The organism is Candidatus Leptovillus gracilis, assembly GCA_016716065.1.
In the GTDB taxonomy this organism is placed as follows: Bacteria; Chloroflexota; Anaerolineae; order Promineifilales; family Promineifilaceae; genus Leptovillus; species Leptovillus gracilis.
This window is the reverse complement of the sequence record JADJXA010000016.1, coordinates 1-12,162: the sequence shown is the minus strand read 5'-3', so window position 1 is coordinate 12,162 and position 12,162 is coordinate 1. Positions and strand designations below refer to the sequence as shown.

Sequence of the window (12,162 nt, the reverse complement as noted above, 5' to 3'; positions counted from 1 at the left end):
CAATTTACCCGGGTGTGCGAGTAGGGGTGGGACGGCGCGGACGGGTAGCAGCCGCAGCGAACGCCATTTTCCCGCGCTGTCTCGCCCAATGGGACCCAAAGAGGGGCCAGGCATTGGTGATTGGCAAGAATGTTGTCCCGCCCCTACGGCTGGATTGCAAATTAGGGCATGGTTCATCGAGCAAAATATCATCTTTACAAATTTACGCGGCATTGTCATGCTGAGCGGAGTCTTCGGAGCGAAGCATCCCGCTCCCGCCAGAGGAGGGGATGCTTCAGGGGACCTCAGCATGACACCTCTTCTTGTTAAATTTGTAAAGCACCATTAGCTTTAAATGAACCATGCCCAAATTGAGAATTGCTGTTCATTGACAAAGCAGACTGACTTTGTTACTATGCCAGCCATGAAACGCCCGAATCTGCACCCAACATCTGTCAGCGCCGCTGCTGCTGCCGGCCAGACCTACGGTCTGGATTGTTGCGCTGCCTGATTTCCGCCCCGTTTCACCCAACAGGCCCAACGACCGCCAGACCGAGTAATCAGTCTGGCGGTTTTTTATTGTCAAGGTACAATTTTACCACTGCGAGAAACGAGATTGATCTTATCACAATCTCCGCTCTCCCGTCTGTAATCTCTAGTGAGGAAAAGATGAAACCAACAACCAGCAACGAAATTCGACAGGCATTTTTAGAGTTTTTCAACGAATTTAACCATGAAATTGTCGCCAGCGCGCCGCTGCCACAGCGCGATAATCCCACGCTGTTGTTCACCAACGCCGGGATGAACCAGTTTGTGGACCTGTTTTTGGGCAAGGAGAAACGGCCGTACAACCGCGCCACCACCTCGCAAAAATGTATGCGCGTGCAAGGCAAGCACAACGACCTGGAAAACGTCGGCCCGTCGCCGCGCCACCACACCTTTTTTGAAATGCTCGGCAACTTCTCGTTTGGCGATTATTTCAAAGAGGGGGCCATCCGCTATGCCTACGACTTCATGACCAAAGTGTGCCAGATTCCGGCCGACAAGCTCTATTTCACCGTCCACACCAGCGACGACCAGGCTTACGACATCTGGGCCAGGGAGATAGGCGTGCCCGCCGACCACATCCTGCGCATGGGCGACAAAACCAACTTCTGGATGATGGGCGACGTGGGTCCCTGCGGCCCTACCAGCGAACTCCATTACGATTGGGGACCAGAAGCCTGCACCTGCGGCCAGCCCAACTGCTCCGTGCTGCTGGACAACGACTGCGGCCGTTGGTTGGAAGTGTGGAACCTGGTCTTCATGCAGTATGACCAGGCGGAAGATGGCACGCGGACGCCGCTGCCCAAACCGGGCGTAGACACCGGCATGGGGTTAGAACGCATCACCAGCGTCATCCAGGGGACTCAGGCCAACTACGACAACGACCTGTTTGTCAACGCAATGGACAAAGTGCAGGCGCTGCTGGGTGATACAGACGAACAACGCCAGGAAAAATACGTCGGCTACCGGGTGATTGCCGATCACGGCCGTGCGGCCACTTTCCTGATTGCCGATGGGGTGCGGCCTGGTCCGGCCGGCGCTGGCTACGTCCTGCGCATGATCATCCGCCGCGCCGCCCGCTTTGGCCGCCAGATTGGTTTCCAGCAGCCCTTCCTGGCCGATGTGGCCCAGGTCTTCATTGATCAGATGGGCAGCGCCTACCCCGAACTGCGCCAGCGCGCCGACCACATCCGCCACACCCTCACCCAGGAAGAGCGCCGCTTTGCCCGCACCCTAGACGCCGCCCTGAGCCATCTCTTGGACATTTTGGCCGACATGCACCAAAAGGGCGAGAAAGAGATTGACGGACAGACGGCTTTTAATTTATACGCTACCTATGGCCTGCCGCTGGAGATTACCCGTGACCTGATCAAGGAACGGGACATTGCCGTTGATGAAAAGGGGTACAACGAAGCCCGCGCCGCCCATGCGCGGGCCAGCGGTTCCGGCGCGTTTAAGGCTTATGAGCGCGGAACCGGCGTCTACGGCGACCTGCTGGCCGATTTGCAGGAAGCGGGTTTGCTGGATGGCGGTGTGGAGCATGACCCCTACAGCAGCCCAGTTATGCGTTCCGATGTGCTTGGCCTGATCCGCGACGGCGAAATTGTGCGGCAAATCGTCCAGGGCGACACAGCGGAGATTGTCACGGCCGTTACCCCCTTTTATGTCGAATCTGGCGGCGAGGTCAGCGACACCGGCACGATTACCATTCCCGAAACGGGCGCTGAATTTCGTGTAGACAGTGTAATCAAGCCCGTCTCCGGCCTGTTGGTTCACGTGGGACAGGTAGTGAAGGGTGAGATTGGCCTGGGGCAGGAAGCGCGGCTGGTGGTGGATGACGGCCGTCGCGCCGACATTCGCCGCAACCACACCGCCACCCACATCCTCCACCGCGAGCTGCGCGCCCACCTGGGCAGCCACGTCACCCAGCAAGGCTCACTCGTCGCCCCGGACCGGCTGCGCTTCGACTTTTTGCACGATAAGGCGGTGGATGACCAGACCCTGGCGCAAATCGAGGCCGACATCAACCGGGCTGTTTTAGCCAACTACCCGGTGAGAGTGCGTTACATGGGGCAGCAAGAAGCGATTGGTCAGGGGGCGATGGCCCTGTTTGGCGAAAAATATGGCGACATAGTGCGCACCATCACCCTGGGCGACGAGGCGCAGCCGTACAGCATGGAGTTGTGCGGCGGTCTGCACGTTTCTGAGACCAATGATATTGGCCTGTTTCGTTTTGTCAGTGAGGGGGCGGTGGCCGCCGGCGTGCGGCGCGTGGAGGCGGTGACGGGGCGCGGCGCGCAGGCGATTGTTGCTGAACGATTGGCCGTGTTGGACCGCGTGACCCACCTGCTAAATGCGCCTGTCGGCGAACTGGAAAGCCGCCTGGAGTCGCTGCTGGCTGATTATAAAAACCTGCAAAAGACAACGGAGCAGGCCCAGCGCAAACTGGCCCGCTATCAGTTTGGCGAACTGCTCGGCCAGATGCAGACGGTGGCCGGCAGCAATTTGCTGACTGCGCAGGTAGACGTGGCCGACGTGGATTTGCTGCGGGAGATGGCTGATTGGTTTCGGGATAAGGTGAAGACGGGTACGGCCGTTTTTGCCGCCGTGCAAAACGACAAACCCATCTTTGTCGCCACCGTTACCGACGACTTGATCAAACGGGGTTTGAAGGCGGGCGACATCGTGCGTGAAGTGGCCAAAGTGGTCGGCGGCGGTGGCGGCGGCCGGCCGAATCTGGCCCAGGCTGGCGGCCATGACGCCAGCAAAATTGGTGAAGCGTTAGCCGTTGTGCCTGGGTTGGTGCAGGCAGCGCTGGGTTAAGCGCCCAACCGGGGATTGCCGGCATGGTTCAATTCAGGCGCTATGTGCTTTACAAATTTAACAAAAAAGCGTGTCATGCTGAGAGCCTGTGCTGAGGCCGCCGAAGCATCCTCCGAAGCATCTCCTTCTTCTGGTGGAGCGGGATGCTTCGCTCCGAAGACTCCGCTCAGCATGACAATCCAGTGTCTCAATGGGTGCGGCCGTGCCGGGGGGAATCCAGGCGAGTTCAAACGGCCGTTGTTGGGTTGGGGTCATGGGTATCTCTGCAGAATGAATGTTTTATGGAGATAGAATAGCAAATGGGGGGAGGGCGGGGCAAGGGGCTACATCGCGCTGCAGGAGATTTTGATTTCCAGTTCGGCCAACTCCGCCTGGATAAGACCTTTTTGGATGCGTAAGCAGGCTGCCTGGTGGCCGGGTTCCAGCGATTCCGCGATTTCACGGAATTCCGCGTCGTTCAATTGTTCTGCTTCCCAATCTTCAAAGCGGATGTTTGACATGACGGCTTGCCTTTTTCGGCGACTTTATGCTTCCCAGGACAATTGCAAGGTGCGCTGTGAGTTAACACAGTCCAGTAAATACAGATTGATGAGGCTTTGATAGGGGATGCCGGTTTCTTCAGCCATTGCTTTGAAATAGGCGATGACATCCGGGCTGACGCGCAACGTCAGCTGCTTTTTGATCTGTTTGGCGTAAGGATTGGGCCGGGATTTCATTTTGGACAAGTCCCATTCTTGTTCTTCTTCCATCAGGATCACCTTTGGTAGTAGGCTGCTTCTTGCTGAGTCGCTTTGCGCGCTGAAATGAGACGGATCACACCATCATCGGCGCGGTAGCAGTGACAGACGATGAGCAGGCGCAGCCTGGAACTGATTCCTAGCAGCAAAAAGCGGTCTTCCCATTCTGAATGCTCGTCATCATAAAATTCGATGGCGTTTTCATCATAAAAAATAGTTTGTGCTTCGGCAAAAGAGACGTCGTGTTTGCGTAAATTGCTTTCGGCTTTGGCCGGGTCCCAGTCGAAGCGCAACGATTTCATCATGATAGTGTAGTTACATTGTAGGGCATTGTCAATGATGACGTTGACGGCCGTAGAGGATACCACGCAGGGCGTTTAGTTGATATTCGGGGTGTTCGACGTATTGGTCGGGATTAGGCGCGGCCGTGCCGGGGGGAATCCAGGCGAGTTCAAACGGCCGTTGGGTTGAGGATTTGGTTGTCATTGCTGCCTACATAGAATGCGTGTTCTATGTAGGCAGGATAGCAAAGTAGAGAAGTTGGGGGCAAGGGGCGCGCCACGTGGATTGAATGGTTTCTTGAGGTGCGCGTGTGGCGGGGAGGCTTTAGGCGATTAGAAACGGATTGATAATCCGCACTTTGTCTTCGATAAGTTGTTCGTGCTGCATATCTTTCGAGCAGACTGTTTCACAGTCGTGTAACGCAGCGGTGGCGAGAATCAGGCTGTCCCAGTAAGAATAATGGTATCTCTCGTGTATGTCTAACGCCATGATAACTTTAGCCGCGTCAACTTCTAATACCGGGAATGTCTTGACCATTTCCAGAATGATTTCTCTGGCAACGGCCGTCGTCACCAGCTTCTTACGGGTGAGAACGTGGTAAAGTTCCCCAAGAACTTGGGCGGTCAAAACAATGGAATCAAAGTGCGTAGATACCGGCGCCTTTACCGGCGTTTGTTTGTCTGGTACGTTTTGGGCGTAAAGATAGACCCACAAATTGGTGTCCAGCACCACCTTAGCGGTCATAGAGTTCGTCTCGGTCAAAGGTATAGGTTTCCGTTAATTGGATGGGATGCTGGTCTATAAACTGTAGGAATTGCTCTTTCTGGCTGCCCGTCTCACTTGCTTCAAATACGACAACGTTGAGAAGCTTACCTTCCATGCTGGCGTTAAGCTTTTTCTTGAGGATGAGACGGCCGTCTCGATAAGTAGCCTGCAAAATTTGATACATAGTTCCTCCAGGGTTTGTTCCACCCGTGTAACTATACAGGTGTGAGTTGAGGCATGAGAACATCATCGTCAAACAGAGACCCTAAAGCTTCCCATACATTGAGACCCTGTTTACGAATCGTGGAAATATAGGTGCGCAGCGAACAGAATTGTTCAGCGCCTTCCCAACTGCGAAAAGAGCCTGAGATTTTCTGCTGCACCTTCATCATTCTGATGTCTCGTTCAGCCAAGTTGTTATCAAACGGCACCTTAAAATCATGGACAAAACGTAAGATAGCCTCCTGCTGCTTGTCAAATCGTTCCACCAAATTACGCGCCTTTGTTTTTTTGCGCCGCCCTCGTTTGACAGGGGGCGGATGTTCATCGGGTAACGGGTTTTTCTCTAAACCGAAGGCAACAATGGTGTCATACACCTGGTGGATTCGTTGCAGTTGCTCGACTGACAATTCGGTTTCACCTGCCTGATAGGCTTCGGCAACCAATTGTTTGGCCGCTAACAAACAGACAATCATGAGGGCTGCCCATTGCTGTTGGTCATTCTCAACCAGAGCCGTCAACTCGCGCAAATGATGCGCATTGCACAAGGCATGAAGCAACAATTGGTACTGGAAATAGGTCGCCCAGTTATCGTGAACAAGGGCGCCGGTGAATTCAGGCAGAATGCCAATGGCGTCAGTAGCCTTTTGCCCCGACTTTGATGCGGTTCATAGTAGGTTAATTCTGAAGTGCTGACCGTATGGAGCCAACACCGTTTGCCATTGATATAGAAGCCTGTCTCATCCGCATGACCGACTTCGGCCTTTTTGACGGCTTCTTTAATGGCTTCTGTCGCTGGCTTCACATTTTCTGCGGCGGTCTCTAAAAAGTTTTGCAATGAACCAGTGGAAATGGGCAATTCAAACAAGTTCGGCCAACATCTGTCGCTCTCGTTCATACGGGATGAACTGCTCATTGCGCAGATAAACTGACAACCGCTTGACTTGCGAACCATACTGCACCGGATTGCTCACATCCGCTGGAAATTCACCTGTTGTTGCTTCACCACAACAGGGACATATGAGGGTTTCGGCTTGGTGTTCGATGGTCACATAGCGCAGAGGCGGTAATTCAAAGACCTGCCGTTTGGTAACTTTACTGGCTGCAATTTCTTCGGGCAATGGGGCTTGGCAATGGCTACATTGGGCTGGACGGTGCGATTCAATGAGATCTGGTTTTGGATTGAACTCAAGCGTATGCCCTTCATGTCCTTCCTGTCCACCAGCTTTGCGCTCTGTTTGTGGCCGTAGACTTTTGGCGCTTAGGCTTTGTCGGCCTTTATCGTGGCTGGACGGCCAACTGGAGTTGTGGCTATTTTGACCAAGCAACTCGGCTAAATGCTTGATTTGAGCCTCAGCAACGGTCAACTTTTCGCGGAGTTCTTGGACTTCTCGCTTAAGTTGCTTGTTTTCTGCTCGCAGTTGTTGTACTTCGTCCATGCTTATCATTTATACCACAGGTTTTAGACCTGTATAGTTACCCACCCGTTTCGATCCCATTATACCCTATGAATGTTGGGCAAAGATATGAATCGCTCAGACGGCCGTGTTCTCCAGGCGGTGGGGCATGAGTTGGTAGCCCATCGCCCGCATGATAGCATTGATATTATCCAGGGCTTAATGACTAAATGTGCGCCTGCACACGGCCGTACACGTCATCCAACAACGCATTGATAACCAGCGTGCGCACTTCCTCATTAGACATGAACTCGCTGACGATTTTCTCATTGCGACCCTGGCGTCGAATAAAAGCCAGCATCACCTCGTTTGTGAAAACCTGGCGGAACTGCTCTTTGGAATTGACGCGAGCTTGCTCGACGAGTTTGTCATCCTGCACCATGTCGCCGGTAATTTGCTCAAACAGGAGCCTGTCCTCTTCCGTCCAGTCAGTGCCGAAGCGTTCGTTAATGATCTCGATGATGGCTGACAGGGGAGCCTTTTTGTCTTCGTTGCTGCGTGTTCCTACTTCGCTGGGGCCGTAAACCGGCTTGGTTTCGCCAACATTTAGGGCGGCGCTGCCCTCGAAGGTTTTTTCGTTGCGGTACGCCGTCAGTTCGACTTCGTCTTCGATGACCATCATGCCGCTGCCACTGCGGTAAGGGAGTTTGGTGAGTAGATAACGGCCGTAGGCATACAACTTTTCCAGTTCCACATCTTGCCAATCAATGACCTGGCTCAGAAAGGCGTAGAGACGGATATAAGTTTGCAGCGTGCTTTTGAATTCCTCGCCTTCTTCAGTAATGGCAGAGGGGTCTTGAGGATGGGTATATACCTGATTGAAACGGGCGACAGCCGGATCAATCCATTTGTTGAGCTGGCCGTGATCGCGTTTGCTTTGCTGCGCCTGGGGCTTGAAAAAAACAGCCGCGAATTCATCGATTTCCAGCGGACGCAGGATTGGCGCTTTGCGCAGCTTGTTATCAAGGGTATAGAGTTGGTTGGGATCGGTGGGTTGATCGATGACGGCTTGTTCGTAGTAAGGCTTGAACGCTTCTTGAATCTCGTCTATTTCGTTGGCAAAGTCGAGGATGAAGGTGTCTTCTTTGCCGGCAGTGGTGCGGTTGAGACGCGAGAGCGTTTGTACCGCTTGCAGGTCGGCCAGGCGTTTATCAACGAACATGGTGTGCAGCAGCGGTTGGTCAAAACCGGTCTGGTATTTTTCGGCGACGAGGAGCAGTTGATATTCGGGAGTGTTGAATACTTGAGGAAGTTCTCTTTCACTGATGCCATTCATGCCCGGTTCGGTGTAGCTAAGGTCGGCTACGTCCGGGTCAACAACCGTGCCGGAGAAGGCGACTAATGCTTTGATGTCGGTGTACCCTTTTTCCTTGATGTAGGCGTCGAAGGTTTGTTTGTAGCGGACAACGTGCAGGCGGGAACGGGTGACGACCATTGCTTTGGCTTCGCCGTTTATCTTTTGGCTGGTGAAGCGGCGGTAATGCTCGACGATGATTTCTACTTTTTGGGCGATGTTGTGCGGGTGCAGGCTCATGAAGCGGGCGATGGCTCTTTTTGCTTTCTTCTCATCCACTTCGGGGTCTTCTTCTATCGCTTTGGAGAGTTCATAGTAGGTTTTGTAAGTGGTGTAATGCTTGAGTACGTCGAGGATGAAGCGTTCTTCGATGGCCTGGCGCATGGAGTAGAGATGGAACGGCTGCGGTTTGCCATCAAGGCCGGTGACGCCAAACATTTCCAGGGTTTTGTGTTTAGGGGTGGCGGTGAAGGCGTAGAAGCTGATGTTGGGCTGGCGGCCGCGACTTTTGGCTTCGGCAATGATCAGGTCTTCCATGCTCTGCGGTTCAGGGATTTTGGCATCTTCTGATTCGGCGGCGTCTAAAATTTGCGCTTCGTTGAGGGCTTTGTTGCCCATCGCCCCGCCGAGAACGCTGCGCACGTTGCCCGCGCTGCGCCCGCCCTGGCTGCTGTGGGCTTCGTCTACAATGACGGCAAAGTTTCTGGCGGACAAATCTTTGACCTGTCCCATCAGGAAGGAGAACTTTTGCAGGGTGGTGATGATGATTTTAGTACCGGCGTTGAGTTCTTTAGCCAGGTCGGAGGCGTGTTTGTCCTCGTCTATTTTGGCGACGACGCCTGTTTTGTGTTCGATCTGGTAGATGCTGTCTTGCAGTTGTTTGTCCAGGTTACGCCGGTCGGAGATAACGACGATGGTGTTGAAAACGGGTTTGTTGTCGGCTCCGTGCAGGCTGGCAAGCTGGTGGGCTGTCCAGGAGATGGTATTGGTTTTGCCGGAACCGGCGCTGTGCTGGATGAGATGGTTGTCGCCGACGCCGTGGGCCAGGGTAGCCGCCAACAGGCGGCGGCGTCGAGTTGGTGGTAGCGGGGGAAGATGAGGGTCTCTTTTTTGCGCTTTTTGCCGGTGATGTAGTCGTGGGTTTCGTCCACTTGCAGGTGGATGAAACGGTGGATGACGTCCAGCCAGCTATCTCGCTGCCACACCTGTTCCCACAAGTAGCCGGTTTTGTAGCCGGTGGCGTAAAGGTGGTCGGCCGGGTTGCCTTTGCCGCCGTGGTCGCCGGTATTGAAGGGCAAAAAGTAGGTATGTTCGCCAGCCAGGCGCGTGGTCATGAACGCTTCATCGGTGTCTACGGCGAAGTGGACGAGGGCGCGTTTTTTGTATTGGATGAGAGGCGTTTTGTTGGAGGGGACACGGTCTTTGATGTATTGCAGGATGGCGTTGATGCTGCGCTGGCCGGTGAAGGCGTTTTTGAGTTCAACGGTGGCGATGGGCAGGCCGTTGAGCGAAAGCAGCATATCAATGGTTTTTTTACTGGCCGTGTCGGACCTGGCGCAGACGGTGAGGGAGTTTTGCTGGTATTACAGCGCTTCGGTTTCAGGGCTGAGACTGGTGGGCGGGCGGAAGTAGGCCGGCTTGAGGCCGTGTCCCCGGTCGCGCATGCCGCTTGCGCACCACGTCGAGCAGGCCGTGTATCATTCCGCTGGCGATCGCGTTGTGATCTCGGTGGTCGACGCTGGGGCCGTAACTGGCGGCGAGTTTGTTCCAGGTGCCGGGCTGGGTGGCTTTGAGGAAGGCAAGCAGGGTGTGGGGGTCGAAGCCCAAGGCGGTGTCAAACTGGCTGTTGGGGGCTTTGGTGTAACCGGCATGTTCGAGCAGGTAGGCTTCGATGGCTTCTTCAAAGTTGAGTTCGGCTGTTGGTTTCATGCTCATTTTTCACCTGTTCGCTGCGCATCCAATTTCCCAGCAGCCGTCAGTTCCGCCAATCATTCGTCTTCGCGCTATCCGTCATTCCGTGCTACCTTCCTTCTGCGCTCCGTCATTCCCGCGAAGGCGGAATCCAAAGAGAGATTCCCGCCTTCGCGGGAATGACGATGCAAGACTCGTACATCGTTCGGTCATGGCCGATAGATTCCCGCGAAGGCGGGAATCCATGAATAGGGATAGATTCCCGCCTTCGCGGGAATGACGATGCAAGACTCGTACATCGTTCGGTCATGGCCGATAGATTCCCGCGAAGGCGGGAATGACGCATACGTATAAGGGAAGTGGTCATGTAATATCATCCCACAAATCACGCCATTGGGGGTTTTCTTTTTCGATTAAGTTGATCTTCCACTGGCGGTTCCATTTCTTGATTTGTTTTTCCCGTGTGATGGCGGCGGGCATGGTTTCGTGTGCTTCAAAATAGACGAGCATATGGACGTTGTATTTCTTTGTAAACCCTTCATGTACTTCGTTTTTATGCTGCCACACACGTTTGACGAGATCACTGGTGACGCCTGTGTAGAGGGTGCCATTACGTTGGCTGGCTAGAATGTAAACACACGGCCGTTTTTCCATCAGGCCTCTCTCGTACCGTCATTCCCGCGCATATGGATTCCCGCCTGCGCGGGAATGACGTTTGAAATGGCACCTAGGTTTTCCATCATGCCTTTACCGTATTCGCGCATGGCGATCTCCGCCTGCGCGGGAATGACGCTGTTCAACGCATGTTTTTCCATCATGCTCTCGTCCCCCCATGCGGCCGGACCCGCCTGCGCGGGAATGACGTCTAAGCGCGGAATGACGGTACGAAATGCGCGGGAATGACGGGTGGTGTATGGGCCGTTACAATGAATAATAATAATCCCGGATTCTTTGAGCCATGAGTTGACGGCGTTGTTCTAAAAACTCGTCGTAGTGACTGATGTCCATGTCAAAGATGGTGGTGGGGATGCTGTTCATTTCCAGATTGTGGAGCAGCATTGCCGAACTATCAATCCCGCCGTATTTGAGGCCGCCGCCGTTGGTTTGCTGCTTCAATTCCTCGAAGTAAGCAACGGGAGCTTTGTTACCTATTTTGATGTTAATTTCTGATTGCATGTACACATAGTTGGCAACCTGGTTGTACTGGCTGCGAGTCAGCCCTTTGGCTTTGAGGTAGCCACGCGGGAAGATATGGTGAATATCGCCGCGATGGGTAATTAAGTCGTTGATGCTGATGTCGCGGGAGAGGAAGCCGAGATCGTTTTTCTTGACCTGCGCCGCCCAGAATAGGTGCATGAACGGGCTGTTGGTGCTGGACGTGGTAAGGCTTTGGCCCAGACCGACATCCCAGAAACCATCGGACAGTTCGGCGGCTTCGGTGTCAGCCAGATAATCGGCAAACGGCCGTTCCGCTATCTGCCGTATATCAAAATCAAGCTGTGACTCGGCTGAACCGGAATACCGGCTGGTAAGAAGGGTCAGCACAAACCAGCGGCGCACATTTTTCTCGATTTCGGCCGTATTCATCTTATCGGCGCGCAGTTTCAGGTAGAGGGCATAGGCAAAGTTGAGCGCATTTTGCGAGCGGATCATTTTGCTGTCAATAAAGCCAGCCGATTTGATGATCATCACAAAGCGTTTGAACTCGTTTTCGTTCATGAAGCGCACGATGCCGGTTTCCAGTTTGGCAAAGGATTCTTCGGCGATGGTTTCTTCAAAGGTGCGCGTTTCAAAGTTACGGCCGGAGAGCAGGCTAACCAGATCGGCCAGACGGCCGCGTTGGAATTCGGTGATGAAGGCGACGCGCAGCATGTCGTTGTAGTCCGGGTCGTAGAGATCGTCGTTTTGATCGCGCAGCCAGGCCATTTGTCTGAAGTAGCCGGTCTGGGCAAATTCCGGTTCGTTGTCTACGATGTGCTGGTAAAACTCCGGAGCGATAGCCAGATGGCAGAAGTAGTCAATGGTTTTGCGCAGCGTGGAACCGCCGTAGGTTTCGTTGGCGGCGATTTTGGACATAACAAAGTCGGCCTGGCTGAGAACCACCCCTTGTGAATTGATGCGAATGAAGACTTCCGTGACGGTTTCGATG

Annotated in this window: 13 protein-coding genes and 1 pseudogene; 1 reads left to right on the top strand and 13 read right to left on the bottom strand. The window is 54.0% G+C overall.

Translation table 11 applies throughout. The features are described from left to right. The first annotated feature begins 648 nt into the window (after positions 1-648). Positions 649-3,348, top strand: coding sequence for an alanine--tRNA ligase (gene alaS / locus IPM39_24450; GenBank protein MBK8989175.1), 2,700 nt, complete (start codon positions 649-651; stop codon positions 3,346-3,348). A gap of 323 nt (positions 3,349-3,671) precedes the next feature. Here the strand turns inward: alaS and IPM39_24445 are convergent, their stop codons facing one another. The 13 genes and pseudogenes from IPM39_24445 to IPM39_24385 all read right to left on the bottom strand — a co-directional run. Then, positions 3,672-3,848 (bottom strand): hypothetical protein, encoded by a 177-nt coding sequence (locus IPM39_24445; protein ID MBK8989174.1) that lies wholly within the window; start codon positions 3,846-3,848, stop codon positions 3,672-3,674. Positions 3,849-3,872: 24 nt separating this feature from the next. Next, entirely contained in the window at positions 3,873-4,097 is a 225-nt protein-coding gene (locus tag IPM39_24440; protein ID MBK8989173.1) for a BrnA antitoxin family protein, read from the bottom strand. A 5-nt stretch (positions 4,098-4,102) separates the two neighbouring features. Then, the gene (locus IPM39_24435) at positions 4,103-4,387 is read right to left on the bottom strand and encodes a BrnT family toxin (protein MBK8989172.1); all 285 of its coding nucleotides are present in this window, start codon (positions 4,385-4,387) and stop codon (positions 4,103-4,105) included. Positions 4,388-4,418: 31 nt separating this feature from the next. After that, positions 4,419-4,571: a hypothetical protein gene (locus IPM39_24430; GenBank protein MBK8989171.1), complete on the bottom strand. Its 153-nt coding sequence runs from the start codon at positions 4,569-4,571 to the stop codon at positions 4,419-4,421. Between the two features lie 120 nt (positions 4,572-4,691). After that, positions 4,692-5,111: a PIN domain-containing protein gene (locus IPM39_24425; protein MBK8989170.1), complete on the bottom strand. Its 420-nt coding sequence runs from the start codon at positions 5,109-5,111 to the stop codon at positions 4,692-4,694. Next, complete coding sequence (locus tag IPM39_24420) at positions 5,101-5,316, bottom strand: hypothetical protein (protein MBK8989169.1); 216 nt, start codon at positions 5,314-5,316, stop codon at positions 5,101-5,103. Before IPM39_24420 ends, IPM39_24425 begins: the two co-directional genes overlap by 11 nt. Positions 5,317-5,347: 31 nt before the next feature. Next, positions 5,348-5,983 (bottom strand): transposase, encoded by a 636-nt coding sequence (locus IPM39_24415; protein MBK8989168.1) that lies wholly within the window; start codon positions 5,981-5,983, stop codon positions 5,348-5,350. Beyond that, positions 5,869-6,249 (bottom strand): transposase, encoded by a 381-nt coding sequence (locus IPM39_24410; protein ID MBK8989167.1) that lies wholly within the window; start codon positions 6,247-6,249, stop codon positions 5,869-5,871. Before IPM39_24410 ends, IPM39_24415 begins: the two co-directional genes overlap by 115 nt. Beyond that, positions 6,212-6,790 (bottom strand): IS66 family transposase zinc-finger binding domain-containing protein, encoded by a 579-nt coding sequence (locus IPM39_24405; GenBank protein ID MBK8989166.1) that lies wholly within the window; start codon positions 6,788-6,790, stop codon positions 6,212-6,214. Before IPM39_24405 ends, IPM39_24410 begins: the two co-directional genes overlap by 38 nt. A gap of 184 nt (positions 6,791-6,974) precedes the next feature. Beyond that, positions 6,975-10,037: pseudogene (locus IPM39_24400) on the bottom strand (type I restriction endonuclease subunit R). Between the two features lie 339 nt (positions 10,038-10,376). Continuing rightward, complete coding sequence (locus IPM39_24395; GenBank protein MBK8989165.1) at positions 10,377-10,667, bottom strand: GIY-YIG nuclease family protein; 291 nt, start codon at positions 10,665-10,667, stop codon at positions 10,377-10,379. Beyond that, positions 10,667-10,831, bottom strand: a complete 165-nt coding sequence (locus tag IPM39_24390) for a hypothetical protein (GenBank protein MBK8989164.1) — start codon at positions 10,829-10,831, stop codon at positions 10,667-10,669. Before IPM39_24390 ends, IPM39_24395 begins: the two co-directional genes overlap by 1 nt. Before the next feature lie 103 nt (positions 10,832-10,934). Next, positions 10,935-12,162, bottom strand: a 1,228-nt coding sequence (locus IPM39_24385) for a hypothetical protein (protein MBK8989163.1), incomplete at its 5' end; no start/stop codon positions are given.